Origin of the sequence: Thomasclavelia spiroformis DSM 1552, from assembly GCF_025149465.1 — a bacterium.
Lineage (GTDB): Bacteria > Bacillota_I > Bacilli_A > Erysipelotrichales > Coprobacillaceae > Thomasclavelia > Thomasclavelia spiroformis.
On the sequence record NZ_CP102275.1, the window covers coordinates 1,660,890 to 1,681,854 of the forward strand.

General features: G+C 28.1%; 21 protein-coding genes and 1 pseudogene. 3 read left to right on the forward strand and 19 right to left on the reverse strand.

Features of this window, described 5'->3' with window-relative positions; all coding sequences use genetic code 11:
- Positions 1–32 precede the first annotated feature (32 nt).
- Both recJ and NQ543_RS07895 read right to left on the reverse strand, forming a co-directional pair.
- Entirely contained in the window at positions 33–1,670 is a 1,638-nt protein-coding gene (gene recJ, locus NQ543_RS07890; protein WP_039903434.1) for a single-stranded-DNA-specific exonuclease RecJ, read from the reverse strand.
- Positions 1,671–1,712: 42 nt separating this feature from the next.
- The gene (locus NQ543_RS07895) at positions 1,713–2,003 is read right to left on the reverse strand and encodes a post-transcriptional regulator (protein WP_039903435.1); all 291 of its coding nucleotides are present in this window, start codon (positions 2,001–2,003) and stop codon (positions 1,713–1,715) included.
- Positions 2,004–2,069: 66 nt separating this feature from the next.
- Here NQ543_RS07895 and NQ543_RS07900 point away from each other — a divergent pair, with 66 nt between their 5' ends.
- A complete protein-coding gene (locus tag NQ543_RS07900) occupies positions 2,070–3,377 on the forward strand; it encodes an oligosaccharide flippase family protein (protein ID WP_004608730.1) in 1,308 nt (435 codons plus the stop codon).
- Between the two features lie 8 nt (positions 3,378–3,385).
- Here NQ543_RS07900 and NQ543_RS07905 read toward each other — a convergent pair whose 3' ends face one another.
- Together NQ543_RS07905 and eno are read right to left on the reverse strand one after the other, a co-directional pair.
- Positions 3,386–3,748 carry a metal-dependent transcriptional regulator gene (locus NQ543_RS07905; RefSeq protein ID WP_004608731.1) on the reverse strand — a complete coding sequence of 121 codons (363 nt, stop codon included), beginning with the start codon at positions 3,746–3,748 and terminating at the stop codon, positions 3,386–3,388.
- 278 nt (positions 3,749–4,026) lie between these two features.
- A complete protein-coding gene (gene eno, locus NQ543_RS07910) occupies positions 4,027–5,316 on the reverse strand; it encodes a phosphopyruvate hydratase (protein ID WP_004608732.1) in 1,290 nt (429 codons plus the stop codon).
- Between the two features lie 316 nt (positions 5,317–5,632).
- On the opposite strand from eno, the gene NQ543_RS07915 reads away from it, so the two are divergent.
- Both NQ543_RS07915 and NQ543_RS07920 read left to right on the forward strand, forming a co-directional pair.
- A complete protein-coding gene (locus NQ543_RS07915) occupies positions 5,633–6,325 on the forward strand; it encodes an iron-sulfur cluster assembly scaffold protein (protein ID WP_004608733.1) in 693 nt (230 codons plus the stop codon).
- Positions 6,326–6,340: 15 nt separating this feature from the next.
- The gene (locus NQ543_RS07920; protein ID WP_004608734.1) at positions 6,341–7,339 is read left to right on the forward strand and encodes a GGGtGRT protein; all 999 of its coding nucleotides are present in this window, start codon (positions 6,341–6,343) and stop codon (positions 7,337–7,339) included.
- 267 nt (positions 7,340–7,606) lie between these two features.
- On the opposite strand, the gene NQ543_RS07925 is transcribed toward NQ543_RS07920, so the two are convergent.
- The 15 genes and pseudogenes from NQ543_RS07925 to NQ543_RS07995 all read right to left on the reverse strand — a co-directional run bounded on the left by NQ543_RS07925 (position 7,607) and on the right by NQ543_RS07995 (position 20,866).
- Positions 7,607–7,747 (reverse strand): hypothetical protein, encoded by a 141-nt coding sequence (locus NQ543_RS07925; protein ID WP_154645955.1) that lies wholly within the window; start codon positions 7,745–7,747, stop codon positions 7,607–7,609.
- An 816-nt stretch (positions 7,748–8,563) separates the two neighbouring features.
- Positions 8,564–9,761: pseudogene (locus NQ543_RS07930) on the reverse strand (IS256 family transposase).
- Between the two features lie 190 nt (positions 9,762–9,951).
- Positions 9,952–10,326 (reverse strand): YybH family protein, encoded by a 375-nt coding sequence (locus NQ543_RS07935; RefSeq protein WP_004608740.1) that lies wholly within the window; start codon positions 10,324–10,326, stop codon positions 9,952–9,954.
- 253 nt (positions 10,327–10,579) lie between these two features.
- Entirely contained in the window at positions 10,580–13,642 is a 3,063-nt protein-coding gene (locus NQ543_RS07940) for a glycoside hydrolase family 3 N-terminal domain-containing protein (RefSeq protein WP_004608741.1), read from the reverse strand.
- A gap of 1,071 nt (positions 13,643–14,713) precedes the next feature.
- Positions 14,714–15,883: an iron-containing alcohol dehydrogenase gene (locus NQ543_RS07945; RefSeq protein WP_004608742.1), complete on the reverse strand. Its 1,170-nt coding sequence runs from the start codon at positions 15,881–15,883 to the stop codon at positions 14,714–14,716.
- 109 nt (positions 15,884–15,992) lie between these two features.
- Entirely contained in the window at positions 15,993–16,331 is a 339-nt protein-coding gene (locus NQ543_RS07950) for a hypothetical protein (protein ID WP_004608743.1), read from the reverse strand.
- Positions 16,315–16,626 (reverse strand): hypothetical protein, encoded by a 312-nt coding sequence (locus tag NQ543_RS07955; RefSeq protein ID WP_004608744.1) that lies wholly within the window; start codon positions 16,624–16,626, stop codon positions 16,315–16,317. The genes NQ543_RS07950 and NQ543_RS07955 overlap by 17 nt, the downstream gene beginning before the upstream one ends.
- Before the next feature lie 137 nt (positions 16,627–16,763).
- Positions 16,764–17,120 (reverse strand): VapD family protein, encoded by a 357-nt coding sequence (vapD, locus tag NQ543_RS07960; RefSeq protein ID WP_230197273.1) that lies wholly within the window; start codon positions 17,118–17,120, stop codon positions 16,764–16,766.
- Complete coding sequence (locus NQ543_RS07965) at positions 17,083–17,397, reverse strand: hypothetical protein (RefSeq protein ID WP_004608746.1); 315 nt, start codon at positions 17,395–17,397, stop codon at positions 17,083–17,085. Before NQ543_RS07965 ends, vapD begins: the two co-directional genes overlap by 38 nt.
- A 141-nt stretch (positions 17,398–17,538) precedes the next feature.
- A complete protein-coding gene (locus NQ543_RS07970) occupies positions 17,539–17,685 on the reverse strand; it encodes a hypothetical protein (protein ID WP_004608747.1) in 147 nt (48 codons plus the stop codon).
- A gap of 275 nt (positions 17,686–17,960) precedes the next feature.
- Complete coding sequence (locus NQ543_RS07975) at positions 17,961–18,149, reverse strand: polysaccharide biosynthesis C-terminal domain-containing protein (RefSeq protein ID WP_004608749.1); 189 nt, start codon at positions 18,147–18,149, stop codon at positions 17,961–17,963.
- A 68-nt stretch (positions 18,150–18,217) separates the two neighbouring features.
- Positions 18,218–19,021 carry a hypothetical protein gene (locus NQ543_RS07980; protein WP_004608750.1) on the reverse strand — a complete coding sequence of 268 codons (804 nt, stop codon included), beginning with the start codon at positions 19,019–19,021 and terminating at the stop codon, positions 18,218–18,220.
- 1 nt (position 19,022) lies between these two features.
- Complete coding sequence (gene wecB, locus NQ543_RS07985) at positions 19,023–20,207, reverse strand: non-hydrolyzing UDP-N-acetylglucosamine 2-epimerase (RefSeq protein ID WP_004608751.1); 1,185 nt, start codon at positions 20,205–20,207, stop codon at positions 19,023–19,025.
- Between the two features lie 52 nt (positions 20,208–20,259).
- Positions 20,260–20,568, reverse strand: a complete 309-nt coding sequence (locus NQ543_RS07990; RefSeq protein ID WP_004608752.1) for a hypothetical protein — start codon at positions 20,566–20,568, stop codon at positions 20,260–20,262.
- Positions 20,540–20,866: a hypothetical protein gene (locus NQ543_RS07995; protein ID WP_004608753.1), complete on the reverse strand. Its 327-nt coding sequence runs from the start codon at positions 20,864–20,866 to the stop codon at positions 20,540–20,542. Before NQ543_RS07995 ends, NQ543_RS07990 begins: the two co-directional genes overlap by 29 nt.
- Between the last annotated feature and the right edge of the window lie 99 nt (positions 20,867–20,965).

Below are 20,965 nucleotides of genomic sequence, written 5' to 3' on the forward strand. Positions count from 1 at the left end.
ATAATTATATCATTTTTATTTTTTAAATAAAACTATTTAATTTCTTCAATAATAATATTAATCGTTTCAACATTATTAAATACATTAATATTAAATTTACCAACTAAACTTATAGTTTTTGCATCTTTATATTGTTCATATAGTTTTCCTTGATTAAAATACAATGCTTGTACTTTTGCTTTAGCCAAATCAAGATCAAAACGTAAATGTTTACCGTTAGATAATTGAATAACTTTATTTACTACTAAATCTTTAACATAAAAATATGTTTCTTCATTGCCATTACCTAACGGTTCAAGCAGCTCCAATTGTTTTACACTATTTTTACTTATTTCATCACCAAAGACTTCAATTGCATCAATCAAAGGCGGTTGATAATTTTCTAATTTTTCATCTAAATATACCTTTAAACGCGATTTTAAATTCTCAACATTTTCTTTACTGACACTAAAACCTCCAGCTAATTCATGACCACCATAACTATCAAGCACATCTTCTACTTCTTTAAAAATATTATTTAAAGATAATCCTTCAATTGCCCTAGCACTTCCCTTATATATCTTTTTATCTTGATCAAAACTCATAACAAAACTTGGTCGGTTATATTGACGTGTATACTTTCCTGCTACTAAACCAATTAATCCTTCATGAACCTCATTTTCATAACAATATAAAAACTTATCATTAGCATCTAATGAAGCTAACACTGTTTGATATTGTTGGTTAGTCATCGTTTGTCTTTTACTATTGATTTCAATTGCTTTGCTACTTACTGCTTGTAAAATGCCTATTGAGGCATTTTGTAGAAAATATTTAACAAGATGATTAGGATTAACTATTTCACCAAGACGTCCAAATGAATTGATTTTAGGAGCAATGATAAAGCCGATACTTGTCACATTATATTTTTGATTATTTCCTAACAATAATTCTAATTGGGGAAATTTATTTTCTTTCATAAATTCAAGAGCCCTTTTAACTAATGAACGATTTTCATCAAGTAATGGCATCATATCCGATATTGTAGTAATCGCCGCTAAACAAAATAAATATTTATCGTGTCTATTTAATAGGGCACTAGCTAATTTATAAGCGACAAAACCCCCTGAAATTGGTTTATATGGATAATCAGGAGAAATTGCTGTATGAATGATTGAAAAAGCATTTGGTAAATTATCATCATGGCTATGATGATCCGTTACAATAACATCAATTCCTAGTTCATTAGCTAGATCAATTGCTTCATTAGCTTTAATTCCATTATCAACTGTAATAATCAAACTATATCCCTTAGCTGCCATTTGTTCAACACGCGTAACATTTAAGCCATAACCATCTTGCAAGCGACTAGGGATATGATAACCTACTTCTATCCCTAATTGTCTAAAAGCTTCAACTAAGATGGATGTTGCTAATATTCCATCACAATCATAGTCACCATAAATACAGATTTTTTCATTGTTTTCAATTGCTTCATGAATTCTTTCTAATGTCATTTGAGCTTCTGAAAATAATGAAAAATCATGATAGATCAAACGATTTGAAAGTAATGAATCTACTTGGGGTTTACTATAATTTTTATATGCAAAAATTTTAGCTAATAGTGAATTTATCTTATATTCTTGCATATAGTGTTTGTAGTCTAAATCATTTAAAATTTGCCACCTCATAAATACTCCTTTGTTTTCAAATAAAAATAGTTGCTTAAGCAACTACTTTGAAATTAAATCAGAAAAATCATTGATACTCAATCGAGATGCTTCTTTAATAACTTGTAAACTTAAATAATCAAATATTTCTGAAAAATCAAGATTCATGATATCATCAATAATTTCACACATCGGAATAGCATCTCTTTGTTTCCATTTACGTTCAAATAAATAATTCTTTATTTGTTGTTCAGAAATATTATGAATATTTTGTTGTTTAAAATCACGGGCTTTTAATTTAATTAAAAAATTAAGATCACGTTTATTAAATTTAAAATCATTTATCGATTCCATATTAGCCCTCCATTTCAAAATCACCTAAACATTATATGACAAATTTCATCAGAAAGGAAGTGCTTTATGAAAAGAAAACTAATAAATTCTTTTATTATTCTTTCAATTAGTTCAACTCTAGCTAAAATATTCAGTATTTTAAATAGAATTATTTTATCTCGTCAGTTAAGCAGCGAAGCAATGGCTTTATATATATTAGTTATGCCTACAGTATCTTTATGTATTACATTAGGACAATTAGGAATTCCTTCAGCTGTATTTAGATTAGTTGCCAATCCTAAATATAATAATAAAAAGATTATTATTTCAGCTTTTGCAATTTGTTTTTTTACTTGTGTAATTGTTTCTAGTTCTCTTTTATTTGCTTCTAAATTTATTAGTCATAATTTATTAAGGAATGAAAATGCATTTTATCCTTTATTATCATTAGTCTTATTTATTCCTTTAGTAGGTATTAGTGGAATCATCAAAAATTATTTTTTAGCCAAACAAAATGTTTTTTTAGTAGCTAAAGCAGGTTTTATTGAAGAAGTTGCACGCTTGGGTTTTAGTTATTTGATGATTAGACAGTTTTCATTTTTAACAGATCAATATTTAGTTAGTTTTGCAACATTAGCAATGTCAGTAGGTGAACTTTGTTCTATTATATATATGTTATTTCGTTTAGGTAATCATCAGATTGATAATTTTAAGCGTTCTAAGATTTTTGATAATTTAGTATTAAAAGATGTTTTAAATATTGCGATGCCCTTAACTGGTTCAAGGTTATATCATTGTTTAGTATCGTTTCTTGAACCAATTATTTTAGTTTATGTTTTAGTAAAGTTTAATTATAGTGAAAGTATGATTCATCAACAATATGCAATTATTAGCGGTTATGTTATTTCCTTATTAGTAACCCCGACTTTTTTTAATAATGTTGTTTATCGCCTATTTTTACCGATAATTACTGATGATGTTGTTTATTGTAAAATAAAAAGCGCTAGAAAACATATGTTATTTGCATTGTTTATTTGTTTATTGATTAGCGTTCCCTTTACTTTGATCTTTTATTTTTTCCCTGAGTTTTGTTTAAAGTTTTTATATAATACAACTGACGGTGCTAATTATCTTCGTTACATGGCTATTCCTTTTACTTTATTTTATTTACAAACTCCTCTTAGCGCCTTATTACAGGCATTAAATAAAAATAAGCTGATGTTTATCATTAGCATTATTGAATGTAGTTTAGAAATCGTACTTATTTATGGATTAAGTCATTATATTGGGGTATTTAGTATTGCAATTAGTTTACTTGCTGGTTTATTATCTACCTTATTAATTAGTGCAGCTTCATGTTATCGTTATTTATTTTTAAACAAACTAAAAACGTAAGAAAAATCTTACGCTTCATTTAAATAATTTTTAATTCCTGCAAATACCTCATCACTAATAACATGTTCAATTTTACAGGCATCTGCTTCGGCAATTTCTTTAGATACATTAGTAATTTTTATTAAAAACTCAGTTAAAATACGATGTTTTTCATAAATATATTTAGCTTTTTGATTTCCTTTGTCAGTTAAATTTATCTGTCCATTATCATCGATTACAATATAACCTTCTGCTTTTAAAATCCCAACTCCGCGACTAACACTAGGTTTACTAAATCCTAAATGTTTAGCAACATCAATCGAACGAACGAATTCATTATTATTTTTTAAGACTAAAATTGTTTCTAAATACATTTCTCCAGATTCTTGCATAATAAAAAACCTCCACTATTAGTATAACAATAATTTAAAAAAAAGAAAACCAGAATACTCTGGTTTTTAAGCACTAGGAATAATAATTATAATGGCTAATTAGTATGATTAAATATTCCCATTTTTTTAATAAATCGATAATTTGAAGGTTTTTTTGATTTATTTTGTTGGATATAAAACCAAAAGTTTTGGGTATGTTTGAAAGGATATTTTGATTTTATATAGTTATCATTTGCTAACCAAGTATATGTTAGCACATTATAACATTTTAATCAAGACTATTTTAACAATTGATAAAAACTTTTATCACCTAAATAAACAGCTTGTATGTTTAATTCATCTTCAATTCTAAGTAATTGATTGTATTTAGCGATACGATCTGTTCTTGAAGCTGAACCTGTTTTGATTTGACCGGAGTTTGTTGCTACTGCAATATCTGCAATAGTTGTGTCTTCGCTTTCTCCTGAGCGATGAGAAATAACTGCTGTGTAATTAGCTTTTTGTGCCATTTCGATAGCTTCTAATGTTTCTGTTAGTGTTCCAATTTGATTAACTTTGATCAAGATAGAATTAGCAACACCTTTTTCAATTCCTTGTTTTAAACGTGATGTGTTAGTTACAAAGAAATCATCACCAACTAATTGAACTTTATTTCCTAATTTTTTAGTTAAATAATCCCAACCATCCCAATCATCTTGATCTAGACCATCTTCAATTGAAATAATTGGATACTTACTACATAATTCATCATAAAAATCAACTAATTCTTTAGATGTAAATTCCCTATTACCTTCTCCTGGTAAAACATATTTACCATCATGATAAAATTCACTACTTGCAACATCCATTGCTAGTTTTATATCTTTACCAGGTTTGTATCCGGCTTTTTTAATTGCTTCTAAAATTGTTTTAATAGCATCTTCATTTGAAGCAAGATTAGGTGCAAAACCACCTTCATCACCAACAGCAGTATTCAATCCTTTTGTTTTTAAAACTGCTTTTAATGCATGGAATACTTCTGCTCCCATTCTAATTGCTTCTTTAAATGTTGGTGCACTAACAGGCATAATCATAAATTCTTGAAAATCAACATTGTTATCAGCATGGGCTCCACCATTAATAATATTCATCATTGGAGTTGGTAAAACATGACTATTAACACCACCAATATAACGATATAGTGGCATATTTAAACTTTTAGCAGCACACTTAGCTACTGCCAAAGATACTCCTAAAATAGCATTAGCACCTAATTTACCTTTATTTTTTGTGCCATCTAGTTCAATCATTTTAGTATCGATTTGTCTTTGAGCAGTTACTTCCATATCTAATAATGCTGGTGCAATAATTTCATTTACGTTATTTACAGCTTTACTAACTCCTAGACCTAAATAACGATTTTTATCACCATCACGAAGCTCTACTGCTTCATAAATTCCTGTTGATGCCCCGCTAGGAACAATCGCTCTTGCAAATGCACCACATTCACTACTTACCTCTACTTCAACAGTAGGATTTCCTCTTGAATCTAATACTTCTCGAGCATATATACTTTTAATTTTACTCATTAATTTTTCCTCCTTTTGATTTTTTAAATCAGGTGACTAAGCTGATTTAAAAAAAATCATTTATTCACACAAAGTTAGTTGTTTCTAACTAATTACAGGTTAGCATAATCTAACTTACGTTTCAAGCAATTTACAAAAATATTTTTATTTTTTGATTTTTATAATAAAAAAATTGTCGATTTTCTTAGTTTTCTAGTTGAAGTTTCATTGACTTTGAAGCATCTTTATTCTATACTTTACTCAGGTGATTTTAGTTCGCCTTATAATAGTGTGACTAGCTATTTATAATCGAAAAACACGAAGGGAGTTAGAAAAAATGATTTATTCACACGAAGTAGAAGAAATGTGTTGTGTCAAACAAGGTGCTTCACATGGTTGTGCTCCAATTCCTGAAGAAGGAAAATGGGTATATTCTAGAGAAATTAAAGATATCTCTGGTTTAACACACGGTATTGGTTGGTGTGCTCCTCAACAAGGTGCTTGTAAATTAACATTAAATGTTAAAGAAGGTATCATTGAAGAAGCATTAATCGAAACTATTGGATGTTCAGGAATGACTCACTCTGCAGCTATGGCTTCAGAAGCATTAGTTGGTAAAACTTTATTAGAAGGTTTAAATACTGACTTAGTATGTGATGCTATCAATACTGCAATGAGAGAATTATTCTTACAAATTGTTTATGGACGTACTCAATCTGCATTCTCTGAAGGTGGTTTACCTATCGGTGCTGGATTAGAAGATTTAGGTAAAGGATTAAGAAGTATGACTGGTACTGCTTATTCTACTAAAGCTAAAGGTCCTCGTTACTTAGAATTAACTGAAGGATATATCAACAGAATCGCATTAGATGAAAATAATGAAATTATTGGTTATGAATTCACTAACTTAGGTAGAATGATGGACATGGTTAAAGCTGGAAAAGATGCTAATGAAGCAATCAAAGAAGCTACAGGAACTTATGGTAGATTCGATGATGCTGCTAAGTACATCGATCCAAGAAAGGAATAATAGGAGGGTACGAAAATGGCATTATTTGAAAGTTATGAAAGAAGAATTGATCAAATTAACGCTGCATTAGCTAAATTTGATATTAAATCAATCGAAGAAGCAAAAGCTATTTGCGATGAAAAAGGAATTGATGTATATAACATCGTAAAATCAACTCAACCAATCTGTTTTGAAAATGCTTGCTGGGCTTACACTGTAGGTGCTGCAATGGCAATCAAAAACGGAGATACTAAAGCTGTAGATGCTGCTAAAACAATTGGTGTTGGTTTACAATCATTCTGTATTCCAGGATCAGTTGCTGATGATCGTAAAGTTGGTTTAGGACATGGTAACTTAGGTTCTATGTTATTAGATGAAGGAACTGAATGTTTTGCTTTCTTAGCAGGACATGAATCTTTTGCTGCTGCTGAAGGAGCAATCAAAATTGCTGAAAAAGCTAACAAAGTTAGAACAAAACCATTAAGAGTTATCTTAAACGGTTTAGGTAAAGATGCTGCAAAAATCATCTCAAGAATTAACGGATTCACTTACGTGGAAACTCAATTCGATTATTTTACAGGTGAAGTAAAAGAATTATCAAAAACAGCTTACTCAAACGGTCCTCGTGCTAAAGTTAACTGCTATGGTGCTGATGACGTTAGAGAAGGTGTTGCAATCATGCATAAAGAAGGTGTAGATGTATCAATCACTGGTAACTCTACTAACCCAACTCGTTTCCAACATCCTGTTGCTGGAACATATAAAAAAGAATGTATTGAACAAGGTAAGAAATACTTCTCAGTTGCTTCTGGTGGAGGAACTGGACGTACATTACATCCTGATAATATGGCTGCTGGTCCTGCTTCTTATGGTATGACTGATACTATGGGACGTATGCACAGTGATGCTCAATTTGCTGGTTCTTCATCAGTTCCTGCTCACGTAGAAATGATGGGATTAATCGGTATGGGTAACAACCCTATGGTTGGTGCAACTGTTGCTGTTGCTGTAGCTATTGAAGAAGCTTGCAAATAATTTGAATTTTTCTAAAAAACTAAAAAAGTCTTGATTTTATCAAGGCTTTTTTTATTACTATTTGTTTTTTCGTAATTTTCTAAAGAAACTTCTTAAAATTTTCACAGAATTTTACAATGGGTGATAAATTGCTAACAAACAATAAATTATACTTGTCTAATAATTAATTCCATTTCTAAACAAAGTTCTTCGATAATTTGATGGATATAAACTTTCCCTGTAATATTCCTTATTTCATGACCAATTATTAGCTTTGACATATACTCATTAATATCTGATTTTTTTCGTATATATAATAAAACTATGTCTTGTTTCATGAGGAGTATGATTTGTTTTTAACATTAGCATAACCTCTTCAAATCTTCCTCGATATTTATCATATGTTAATTTACTTACTTTTCTTTCCATCATATTATAATCCATAAATAAAAATTCATTATTTATATCATATCTATTTTCAACATTTTTTTAATTTTAAAATGAATGGAAACCATCCTATTTTTCCAGCTGCTGTTTTTGTTCCACCAATAATATATCCTTTATCTAAATACACATCTTTAGTTTTAATCATTGTTATTTCAATCGATCTAAAACCTGAATATATTGTAAATAGTATCATATCTGTAAAAGGAAAATTTTCTTCTTCTAACTGCCATAATTTTTTTATTTCTTCCTATATAAATGATGTCTTATGGCGTAGTTTTTCAACCTTAATACTATCTAATTTTTATCAGTAATATCATATTTTAATACATAGCAAATAATATTTGAACATCTTTGCTCATTTATATGATATGTCCGGATAAATAATATATACACATCTATCTTCCAATAACATTTTATCATTTTTTCTATATCAATTATCTTGTTTTTAAAATTTTTTGAAATATCTACTAATCATTTGAGGTCCGTGGTTACACACTTATTATGTAGCATAAATAATTAAAATATTAGAAAATTTATCAGATTTCACAAATCTTAAATAGTCTTAAAAAACTTATAAATTCATCTAGAAAACAAATAAACCATATCATTCAAAAAAGCTGATAAATAAGCATAAATATGATTTAAAAAAGTTCCAATTTTATTTGATCAGAAGAGCCTGTAAATTATTTTGTGTAAAGTCTATTTCCAATGATAGAATTTGATGGGTAACTGTATTGAGTAATCATACAGTTACTTTTTTATATCATATCATAATATATTTAATTGTAAACGTTCTCGTTAAAGCCTCCCTTCAAAGATGATTTGAAGACTAGAATATATAATCCCCCAATTACCATATGGGACATTCCATTTACTTGTTATTTTATCCTGAGCTAAGTACAAAGATTTAAATAAACTTTCATCTGTTGGGAATACTGTTCTTATTTTAGTAAACTTTCTAAATGCACTATTTAGACTTTCAATTGCATTCGTTGTGTACATGATTTTTCTTAGTTCTGGAACATAATTAAACATATTACAAACTTCATTCCAATTATCTTCCCATGGCTTAAATGCATACGGATATTTATCTCCCCATTTACCTTTACACTTATCTAGTGCTTCTAATGCTTTATCACCTGTAGATGCTGTATATACTGTTCTTAGATCTTTACAGAATTCTTTTCTATCTTTATAACTCAAGTATTTACATGAATTTCTAATTAGATGAACTATACATCTTTGTTGTACTGTATTTGGGAATGCTGATTCAATTGCCTGTTTAATGCCTGGAAGACCATCACTACAAATAATTAATATATCCTTAACTCCTCTATTCTTTAAATCAGTTAGTACTGATAGCCAGAATTTAGCTGTTTCGTTTTCGCCAATCCAAATACCAAGTATTTCCTTATATCCATTCTCATTAACCCCTAAGACAACATATGCAGCTTTTTTGGTAACCATATTATCTGTTTTAACATTAAAATGAACACAGTCAATAAAGACTATTGGATATACAGTATCTAATGGTCTATTTTGCCATTCTAAAGCTTTAGGTATAATTTTATCTGTTATTTTACTTATCATAGCTGCACTAACTTCTACACCATAAATATCTTTAATAGTATCACTGATATCTCTTGCAGACATACCACGGGCATATAAGTTGATAACTTTGTTATCAACATCACTAATATCACGATTGTGTTTTTCTATAATAACTGGATCAAATGATGAGTTTCTATCTCTTGGAATATTTAAATCCATATTCCCTTGAGATGTTTTAACTGTTTTTTTTGTAAACTCCATTACGATAATTAGTTTTATCTGTTTTTTGATCATACTTGTCATATCCCATATATTCATCAAATTCAGAGTTCAACATATCTTGTAATGTTTCACCTAATAAGTCTTTTAATGCATTAGTTATGTCAGTAGGTGATGTAACACCATACTCATCAATTATATATTTAACTATATCTTTTTTACTCATAATAAAAATCCTCCTTTGGCAGTTGATTTAATTCTACCATTGGTGGATTAGTTTACACAAAATTATTTACACTCTCGATCAGAACTTTTTTATCTAATAATTCGTTATCAATATATCACTGGATTAACAATCTAACATTTTAAAAATATCATTTAATATAGATAACCCCGCTTTTGTTTTGTTATTACTTCTAGTCGAGCAATGTTGTACCATATGAGTTATCTATAGCACATAACCATTTTCCATTAACATTTCTATAAACATAAGTAGCTCTACGATCCATACTATATTCTGAATCTTCTTTTTTATTTGCATCTAATAAAGTTTGTGATAAAACAAGTACAGTATCTCCTGCTTCAATCATCAACATTTTCCCTTGTGTTGGAACAACACTGTTATTAAAATAAGCTGCTATTTTTATAAATGCATTCTTAATTTCTTCCTTTCCTTTTGCCTCCAGCCCAGGTTTTACAACTAATACTGCATCTTCAGTATAAAACTCCATTAAATCGTCAAATCTTTCTTCTTTGATTGCCCTGTCAGCAGCATCTATTAATTTCTTCATTCATATTAAATTCCCTCCATAATTTCATAAATTCCTATTTATAGCATAAATAACCATTTAATACTATATAAAAACAATATAATTCATTAAGTAAAAAAGAAAATTAAATTAAATTTCATTGTATCTAATTCTTATCATGTCTTCTATTATTTAATTATTTACATATTTAACAATCCTCTAATCTTCACATAAAAACGGGGAATATTTTCCCCGTTATAACTTAAAACTTCAAATTACTTTAAATTAACTATTTTTAATCATTTTCTTTTCTTCTTAATAATGCATATCCAGCGACACTTAATAAAGCAATTCCTGCAAACATTCCTACTAAGCTTTCATCACCTGTTTTTACACTTACAGTTGTATCACCATTATTTACTGGTGCTTTTATTGTATTATCTACAGTTACTGTTTGTAAGTTTGCGATTGCTTTTGTAAGAACATCTTTTGCATTATCTACTTCAACTTGCGTTGCATTTGGATTATTAAATACTGCTTTGGCTTCATTTAAGGCTTTTGTTAATCCATCAAATGTTGCTTTGGTATAATTTGCACTATTTAATTCATTAGCCTGATTAATTAAGTCTTCTAATAAACTCTTATCTGGAATTAATCTTAACTTCAAGAACGCTGTGACTAATTCATTGTATGCATTATTTACTTCTTCTTGCATTGCATTTTCATCTTCATATACACTAGCTGCTGCTGTTAAGGCATCATTGAATGGTGTCCATGTAGCTTCTGTGTATTTAGCAGCTTCTAAACCACTCACTTTATCAATAAATGCTTTTAAAGCAGTTTTATCTCCTTTGAAGAATTCTAATTTTTGCATGATACTAGCAAGTCGATCAAATACTGCATCTACTTTATCTTGACTAGCACTTGCATCATTATATACTTCATTAGCCTTATCTCTTGCCACTTTAAATTCTTCTACTACTACTGGTACAACATTAGCTAAATCTTCATCAGTAATTACATTAGCTAAATCTAGCGCAATCTTTAATGCTGTTTTATCAATACTAATAGGTACTAATAATTCTAAAACTTTATCATATTGATTTTTTAACTCTTGTGTATTTTCATCAACTTTTGCTTGTGCTAATTTATGAGTTAAATTAACGTTTTTAGCAACTTTTAAAATATCATTTAATGTTTCTAATTCATTTTTGGCACTTTGCCATGATTCTTCAGTATAATTATTTTTATTTAATGTCTCAACTTTATTAATTGCTTCTACTAAAGCAGTTCTATCAGGATCCTTAGCTAATGCTTCATATTCAATACCATAACCTAATTTATAAACAATTTCGTCTGTTGAATATACTTTTGATCCTGGAACATATTTTGGTATATCAACTGGTAACTTTCCAGAAGCTCCAAATGTACCTAAAACCACTTCAGTTCCAGCAGTAAGATTTGGACTAAACGCAGCAGTTGCCCCTACTGTTCCGCCTCCAAAAGATTCAGTTATATCTAAACCTAAACTAGTTGTTCCATATACTGCCAAAATGCCATCAGCATCAGGAAATGCCTGGACATCATAAGGATGATTTAAGGAAATTACAACTGTTTGTTTCCCTAAATTCTTACAATAATTAGTAAATAATTGCGGACAACCAACGATATAGCCATCTATTCCTGAAGCCTTAGATATTTCTGAAGCATGTACTAAGACATCACACCAATCTAATAAATCACGATTTGTTCCTTGAAACTTAGAACCATCTGAATTAATTGCACTGTTGACTTTATCATTTAAACCAGTCCAATTATAATGTTGTAAGATTTTATAATCCGCACCTTCTGGAATAATTCCAGCCTGTTTTGCTCTTTCCCACGCTAAAACAAATCGATTATTATTTCTAGAATATGTAGTTGCAAATAATACCTTAGAATTACTAGTTAATTTCAATGGTAAAACATCATTTTCATTTTTAACAACAGTAACTCCTTTTGCTGAAATCAATCTTTCTGTTTCACGATTTTCAACTGATCCTACTACCTCTAAAGCCTTTGCTTTTTTATCTTGTAAGCTTGTATTATCATTAACTAATTCCATGATATTACGATTATATTTTAATGTTAAAATTCGTTCAACTGACTTATCTAATTCCTCAATAGATAATTTTATCCCATTATAGCCATCTTCTTTAGTATAAGCATCAACAAATGCATCAATTAACGGAATCAATTTAGTTTCCATATCAGCCCATGAAGATATATCATTAAATGGAATATCTAAAATATCAACCCCTGCTTTAACCGCTAATAAATTACGTTCATTTACATCAAAATAATTTGCAACACCATTCATCGTCATTGAATCAGTCACGATTACACCATCAAAATTCAATTCATTTCTTAATAAATCAGTTAAAATTTCTCTTGATAAAGTAGCAGGTGGTGACATATGTTCATCTTGTTTTGATGAATATATTTTTTCCTCAACAACATTTGGGAATTGAATATGTGCTGTCATAATCATATCAGTCCCTGCAGCAATTGCTGCTTGGAATGGTACTAATTCTATTTGATATAACTCATCCTTAGTAGCATCAATTGAAGGCAAGCCAGTATGAGAATCAGTTGCAACGTTTCCATGTCCTGGAAAGTGTTTAGCAGTAGTAGCTATGTTTTGACTTTGAACTCCTTCAATATAAGCTGTAGTAAACTTTGCTGCCAATTGTGGACTACTACTAAATGAACGTAATCCAATAACTGGATTATTAGGATTATTATTGACATCTGCATCAGGAGCAAAATTTGTATTTACACCTACTGCACTTAATTCACTACCAATAACTTTTCCAGCTTTAAATGCATTTTCTGGATCATTTGTAGCTCCTACAGCCATATTTCCTGGCAAAGCAGTTCCTCCCGTCAATCGATAAACTATCCCCCCTTCTTGATCTGTTGCAATAATTAAAGGAATATTATTTTCTCCTAAATTTGGATCAATTGCTGCCTTTTGTAATCCATCTGTCAATTCAACATTGATACTAGCATCAGACGCAAAATTTGCAGCAAACAAAATAACACTTCCAATATCATATTTTCCAATAATTTCGTAAATTTCATCGTTTATATTTTGAACTGATGAAATTTTTGTACCATCTTTCATTGTCCACCCACTTCTAAATGAAAGCATGATTTTTTGACCAATTTTTTCTTCTAATGTCATTTTCGCAACTAACTCTTGAGCTTTTTGTTCATTAGTTAAAGCTGCAGCATTAGAAATATTTACACTAAATATAGTTGCAGCAATCATTGCTAAAACCATCATTAATGAAACAATTTTCTTTCCTAATTTCATTCTCTTTTTCTCCTTTTTAAATAATAATTCCCCAATTTACAATTAATTTATTGTCAGTCTAATCTTTTCATCCCTCCATTTCCTATTTTTAATTAGCATTAAAAATAAAACCCAAGCAATGTTAATAATACTATCATGTTATTAACAATACTTAGGTCATGCCTGATTTAACAGTAACATCTCTTTTATATTACTTTGTATATAATTATTTTACTATTTATAATTAAAGCAGTCAATATACAAAATATATAATTTCTTGAATAAATCAAAATAATTTAAGTTGTTTTTAGTTGATTAATTATAAATAACAATATTATATTTCTTTTTTAGAGTATAATTATATTTATGTTTAATTATTAAAAAAATATTGATTTCAAAAAGTTCCTATCTCATTTTCATTCTTACATAAATATTTTAACTGAATTTTATATTTAGAACCTTGTTTAACATAATCTCGATATCTGGAATAGCATAAATTCAAGCAATCATTACTGTTAAAGATTTTTCACCATTATATAAGTGTATAGCTACAAAACGCCTAAAATGACTTCTTATTTAAAACAGACAAAAGTCTATCAATTTTTAATTAATAGAACATCATTATCAATTATTTAACACTTTTTAGGACATTTTTCATACAGACAACTAAAATATATTTAAACGATACATCTAAAGCAATAGAAAAACAAACTTTTCATTTTAAATTTTTTCATAGAAATTATCCAAAAAAGAAGTTTAATCATTAGTTAGCCACATATATCAAATATCATGTCTGCATAATTTCTTAATTCATATTATCCGTTTATAAATTTAAGTAATATAATCATAGTATCATATTAAAATCATAATCTTTAGTATCTACATTGATGTCAATAAAATACTTTGAAGTGTTAATTTCTTTTATGATTTCTATTACTGATATTAATAAATGATCTATAAAAACAATTTAAAAAAAATCTAGAGAAGTTGACATTGAAATGTACTATAACTAGATTTTTTTATATTTTATACAATCTAATAATATCAAAAATAGCACTGTTTAAGTGCTATTTTTGATGTATTACAATCTTTTTATTGTAAACACATTTGATATATTTTTTTAATATCTTCTTGTTTTAATGGCTTAAAGCCATATAATACATCATTATTACATGATTTAGCTGCCATTATATCAAAATATTGTTCATCAATATTAATTGCTTTAAAATTACTATCTAATTTACATGTCTCAAAGAAAAATTCTTCCAATTTTTTAATTGCAAGATTAGCAACTTCCATTGGTGGTAAGCTTTTGTCAATATCAAATACATTTATTCCAAATTGATAATATTTAGACACTGTTGTTTCATCTAAACAATATTTTAACCATCTTGGTGTTAAGATTGCTAAACCTAGACCATGAGTAATATCATAATAAGCACTTAATTCATGTTCCATTGGATGACAACTCCATTCATGTTGTTTTCCACCATTAACAAGTCCATTGATTGCCCATGATGAAGTCCACATTAAATTAGCTCTTGCTTCATAATTATCTGGTTCTTTAATTGCAATTGGCGTATATTTAATAATTGTTTTCATCATTCCTTCCATAAATGTATCTAACATATATAGATCTTGTTCCATATTAAAATATACTTCCATAATATGTGACATCATATCAGCACTACCACAGGCTGTTTGATAAGCACTGACACTGTATGTTAAAGTAGGATCTAAAAATGATGCTTTAGGTAGCATCGGTCTTGCCATTCTACCAATTTTATCTTTTGTTTCTAAATTAGTAATAACTCCGCCACTATCCATTTCTGAACCAGTTGCTGCAAGAGTTAAAATAGTTACAATTGGTAATGCTTTTTCAATAGGCGCATTTTCACTTAAAAATAGCCATGGATCATGATCTACACATGCTCCTGCTGCCATAAATTTTGTTGCATCAAGAGTTGATCCACCACCTACTGCAAGTAATACATCAATATGTTCATCTTTACATATTTGTGCTCCTTTACGTACTGATTCAATTCTAGGATTTGGTTCAATTCCTGATAATTCAAATAAATTTAAACCAGCTTTTTTTATTTCATTAATGACTTTATCATATAAACCACTCTTTTTAATTGAACCCCCACCATAAGTCATTAAAACATTTTTTCCATATTTTTTTAATTCTGTTGTTAAATTTTTTAACTGATCTTTACCAAAATAAACAGTTACTGGAATATCATAAATAAAATCATTCATATATAGTTACCTCGCTTTCAATAATATTATAAACTATAAAGTTTACTTTAGGTCAATCTTTATTTTATTTTTATGTAATCGTTTTCTATAATAACGCAATAAAGATGAGTTAAACCAACTCATCTTTACTAATAACTTTAGATTCTTTTTTAATTCTTGATATGAAACTATACTCATCACTTACTATTGTAACATCAAATTCCATTACACATTTATTAAGCCATGTCCACTTCCTTGACATCTTTCCAATTATATTTCCTACTTCTGCCATACTTATTCCTGTTTTAAAAACATAACCTGAATATTGACGATGTATAAAATTACTACAAAGTAAAAACTTCTTTATATCTTTCCAAGCATTTTTGTAACTTTTTGAAGGATAATATTGCTTTAATAAATTATTATTTAAATCAAAATTAATTGCTTTTCGACTATGTAAAGTTTGCATATCTTGCCTTAATTCGATAATATGACTCTAACGCATCTTCTCGATATTCAATCGTATCACCTTCATATCTAAAATACCATTTATCTATTATTTTTAAAAACCATGGTGTTTTTGGCAAATCCCACTGTGCTTCCATAAATGCATCAAAATCACTCTTTTTACCAAAATATACACCTTTATCTAACTTTTTTACACCTCGTCTTTTAAAAAAACGATCTACTTTTAAATAACATTCTTCAATGTCTATATTATTTTCTTTTGCTTTCTGTTCATCTAAAAACATTTCCATCATCATAATATCACTTCCTTTAATATATAATACCTAAATTGGTCTATCATTGCAATACGATCAATATATTACCCTTCGATAACATATACTTATTTAATCATGTTTTTACTTGTAGTTTTATATATTAAAGCAATAAAGATGAGTTAAACCAACTCATCTTTACTAGTAACTTTAGATTCTTGTTTAATTCTTGATATAAAACTATACTCATCACTTACTATTGTAACATCAAATTCCATTACACATTTATTAAGCCATGTCCACTTCCTTGACATCTTTCCAATTATATTTCCTACTTCTGCCATACTTATTCCTGTTTTAGAAACATAACCTGAATATTGACGATGTATAAAATCATTGTTTTCTAAATATTTGTTTATATCTTTCCATGCTTTCTTATAATTTTTTGAAGGATAATATTGTTTTAATAAATTATTATTTAAATCAAAATTAATTGCTTTTCTACCATGGAAAATTTGCATTTCTTGCTTCGACTTCATAATATGATTTCAATGCATCTTCTCGATATTCAATCGTATCGCCTTCATATCTAAAATACCATTTATCTACTATTTTTAAAAACCATGGTGTTTCAGGTAAGTCCCACTGTGCTTCCATAAAGGCATCAAAATCACTCTTTTTACCAAAATATATACCTTTATCTAACTTTTTTACACCTCGTCTTTTAAAAAAACGATCTACTTTTAAATAACATTCTTCAATGTCTATATTATTTTCTTTTGCTTTCTGTTCATCTAAAAACATTTCCATCATCATAATATCACTTCCTTTAATACATAATACCTAAATTGGTCTATTATTGCAATACGATCAATATATTACCCTTCAGTATCATATACTTATTAAAATATATTTTTACTTATTTTAATGATTAAATAGTTATAATTTCATCAGTCTTCATAAACATATACAGTAATAACGTCTTCTCTTTTTTACTGCATCATTTAATTCTTCTAATTTTATTAATCTATATTCATAGTTTAATATTGCTTCATTTAAAATTAAATATGCTTTTCTAATTCCTAATAACTTCTTTTTAGGCACTAAATAATCTTTTGTGGCTAAAGTTAATAAATTAATTATTGTATAAAAAGTTATTTTTGTTGTTAAAATATTTGCATCTACTATTTCAAAATATTTTGTTGTCTAAGTCATCTTTTTTCTAATTTTATCAAAATACATATCACATTTAAATTTTCTTTATTTTCAATCAATCCAAACACACAATTATTACCTATACTTACCCAAATAATAAAGCAATTCCTGCTACTACATAAATAATTGTTATCCAATCATATATTTCAAGATTTAATACAAAATTATTTATCATTTTTATTTACTTCTTCATAATAAGTATCAGTATGATCAGGATCAAATGATTCATTTGCCCACATTAGCGTTACTAAATCTTCACTGTCTGATAAGTTAATGATGTTATGTCTATATCCAGTTGGAATATTGTTAATTACTAAATTAATTGAATAGGGGTAAGCGCCAATGTTTATCACACAACAAAAAGAGGCTGAAACGCATATGGTTTAACCATTAAACGTTACAGCCTCTTTAATATTTGTAATTAATTAACTTCTATTTTAGAAATTAAACTATTCTCCTTAATTGTTTGATTATTTTTAATTCCAATGACAGGGTTATCATCATCAAAAATCGTATTTTCATATTTATAGGCATATAATCTTTGTAATACTTTAACAACTAAATGATGCTGTTTTTCTTGATCATTTAATTCTTCATAGTTTTCAAACCATATTTGATTAAACGGTAATAAATAATCAAACTGATATAATTTACTATTTTCAATAAAATCATCAATTAAATCATCATCAACAAAATTATAAATAAACTGAAATAATTCAGGTCCTACCTGAATTATTTCATAATTATCATTATTATATAAAGCATCTCCAAAGGCATATCCTTTAATACTATAATCCTTTATTACATAGCCAAACCGATAACGTAAATAATTACATACTTCATCATCATTTAATAAATCAATTTCTAGATTATTTTTAAATATTCTAATTACACCATCATATTTAAAAGTTATTCCATACTTCTTAAAAAAAGCTGATAATGCTGTATCTTTAGTTAAAACATCAATTAAGTTATAACCATTGTTATCATCATCTAGTCTTCTTGATAAATGAATAAAAAGGATTTCATCAAGATCAACAATTAAATGCTTTTTTACATAATCTAAAAAATACTGATACTGATCATCTAAAATAAAAACAGGTTGATTAGCCTGAAACTGCTGATAACACTTTTCAAGTAGATCATCTAGTTGCTTATTATCAATATTTAATATTTCACATATCGATATTTTCATTTCTTGATAAGATCTTGTATTGATATACATGTTAGAACTTTCTCCATACCATCTTATTAACTACTCCAGTATATGATTGAATTAGTTTAACTACTTTTGTAGAAACATTTTCATCAACATAATCTGGAACTGGAATACCTAAATCTTTTTCTTCATTCATAGCTACTGCTACATCTACAGCTTGTAGTAATGAATCACCATCAATACCAGCTAAAATAAAATCAGCTTTATCTAAAGCTTCTGGTCTTTCTGTACTAGTTCTAATGCAAATAGCTGGAAAAGAATGTCCTGCACTTGTAAAGAAACTACTTTCTTCTGGTAATGTTCCACTATCACTTACTACTGCAAATGCATTCATTTGTAAACAATTATAATCATGGAAACCTAATGGTTCATGCATAACTACGCGTTTATCTAATTTAAAGCCAGTTTGTTCTAATCTTTTTTTACTGCGTGGATGACATGAATATAAGATTGGCATATCGTATTTTTCAGCCATTTTATTAATAGCAGAAAATAATGATAAGAAATTCTTTTCAGTATCAATATTTTCTTCACGATGGGCACTTAATAAAATGTATCCTTTTTCTTTTAGATTCAGTTTTTCTAAGATCTTTGATGATTTGATCTGTTCTAGATTATTATGTAATACTTCGGCCATCGGTGAACCTGTTACATATACCCTTTCTTTTGGCAGTCCACATTCATGTAAGTATTTTCTTGCATGTTCACTATATGCCAGATTCACATCACTAATAATATCGACAATTCTTCGATTTGTTTCTTCAGGTAAACATTCATCTTTACATCTGTTTCCTGCTTCCATATGGAAGATAGGAATATGTAATCTTTTAGCACTGATAGCACTTAAACAGCTATTAGTATCTCCTAAAATTAATAAAGCATCTGGTTTAATTTGATTCATCAGTTTATAAGAACAGTTGATGATATTACCAACAGTTGCTCCTAAATCATCACCAACTGCATTCATATAAACATCAGGATCAGCTAGTTTTAAATCATGAAAAAAGATCCCATTTAAATTATAATCATAGTTTTGACCAGTATGAGCTAAGATACAGTCAAAGTATTTACGACATTTATTAATTACAGCAGCTAATCTAATAATTTCAGGTCTAGTTCCTACAATAATCAATAATTTTAATTTATCATTTTCTTGCCATTTAACATTTGAATAATCTGTAGTTATTTCCATTAGTTATACCTCCCTTTATATAATAAAAATGAGTTAATTTAACTCATTTTTATTATGTTTCATCTTTAATTATTGGCAAAAGATTATATTCATCACCAACAATAGTTACATCAAATATCATTACTGACATTTTTAACCATGGATACTGTCTTGATAGCTTGCCAACAAGATTAAAAACATCAGTCATCAAGATATCATCTTTAGATACATAGCCTGAATACTGACGATGAATAAAATTTTCATCTTCAAAATATTTTTTAATATCTCGCCAAGCATTCTTATAATTTTTTGAAGGATAATTCTGTTTCAATAAATTATTATCTAAGTCAAAATTAATAGCTTTTCGCGTTTTTGTAATCATTGTTCTTCGTGAAAATTCTATAATAAGATTCTAATGCATCTTCTCGACATTCAATCGTATCACCAACATATCTAAAATACCAGCTATCTACTATTTTTAAAAACCATGGTGTTTTAGGTAATTCCCACTGTGCTTTAACCATTGCAAAAAGAGCGTCTTTAGTTCCTTTGTACACACCTTTTTCAACTTTCTTTACACCACGTTTTTCAAAAAATTGATCCACTTCTAAATAACATTCATCTATATTGATATTATATTTTCTTGCCTTTTGTTCATCTAAAAACATTTCCATCATCATAACTATCACATCCTTAAATATATAATACTAAAGTTTTTTTCTTATTACAATGACACGACTGTAATATTATCCTTCAGTAACTATATACGAAAAAAAGAT

Excerpts from the sequence above, each read along its gene's own strand:
- NQ543_RS07895 (WP_039903435.1), bottom strand. The coding sequence starts at position 2,003 with ATGGAATCGATAAATGATTTTAAATTTAATAAACGTGATCTTAATTTT.
- recJ (WP_039903434.1), bottom strand. The coding sequence starts at position 1,670 with ATGAGGTGGCAAATTTTAAATGATTTAGACTACAAACACTATATGCAA.
- NQ543_RS07955 (WP_004608744.1), bottom strand. The coding sequence starts at position 16,626 with ATGATGATGGAAATGTTTTTAGATGAACAGAAAGCAAAAGAAAATAAT.
- NQ543_RS07965 (WP_004608746.1), bottom strand. The coding sequence starts at position 17,397 with ATGATGATGGAAATGTTTTTAGATGAACAGAAAGCAAAAGAAAATAAT.
- NQ543_RS07990 (WP_004608752.1), bottom strand. The coding sequence starts at position 20,568 with ATGATTACAAAAACGCGAAAAGCTATTAATTTTGACTTAGATAATAAT.
- NQ543_RS07900 (WP_004608730.1), top strand. The coding sequence starts at position 2,070 with ATGAAAAGAAAACTAATAAATTCTTTTATTATTCTTTCAATTAGTTCA.
- NQ543_RS07995 (WP_004608753.1), bottom strand. The coding sequence starts at position 20,866 with ATGATGATGGAAATGTTTTTAGATGAACAAAAGGCAAGAAAATATAAT.
- NQ543_RS07945 (WP_004608742.1), bottom strand. The coding sequence starts at position 15,883 with ATGAATGATTTTATTTATGATATTCCAGTAACTGTTTATTTTGGTAAA.
- wecB (WP_004608751.1), bottom strand. The coding sequence starts at position 20,207 with ATGGAAATAACTACAGATTATTCAAATGTTAAATGGCAAGAAAATGAT.
- NQ543_RS07980 (WP_004608750.1), bottom strand. The coding sequence starts at position 19,021 with ATGTATATCAATACAAGATCTTATCAAGAAATGAAAATATCGATATGT.
- NQ543_RS07905 (WP_004608731.1), bottom strand. The coding sequence starts at position 3,748 with ATGCAAGAATCTGGAGAAATGTATTTAGAAACAATTTTAGTCTTAAAA.
- NQ543_RS07940 (WP_004608741.1), bottom strand. The coding sequence starts at position 13,642 with ATGAAATTAGGAAAGAAAATTGTTTCATTAATGATGGTTTTAGCAATG.
- NQ543_RS07925 (WP_154645955.1), bottom strand. The coding sequence starts at position 7,747 with ATGGAAAGAAAAGTAAGTAAATTAACATATGATAAATATCGAGGAAGA.
- NQ543_RS07935 (WP_004608740.1), bottom strand. The coding sequence starts at position 10,326 with ATGAAGAAATTAATAGATGCTGCTGACAGGGCAATCAAAGAAGAAAGA.
- NQ543_RS07915 (WP_004608733.1), top strand. The coding sequence starts at position 5,633 with ATGATTTATTCACACGAAGTAGAAGAAATGTGTTGTGTCAAACAAGGT.
- vapD (WP_230197273.1), bottom strand. The coding sequence starts at position 17,120 with ATGAAGTCGAAGCAAGAAATGCAAATTTTCCATGGTAGAAAAGCAATT.
- NQ543_RS07950 (WP_004608743.1), bottom strand. The coding sequence starts at position 16,331 with ATGCAAACTTTACATAGTCGAAAAGCAATTAATTTTGATTTAAATAAT.
- eno (WP_004608732.1), bottom strand. The coding sequence starts at position 5,316 with ATGAGTAAAATTAAAAGTATATATGCTCGAGAAGTATTAGATTCAAGA.
- NQ543_RS07920 (WP_004608734.1), top strand. The coding sequence starts at position 6,341 with ATGGCATTATTTGAAAGTTATGAAAGAAGAATTGATCAAATTAACGCT.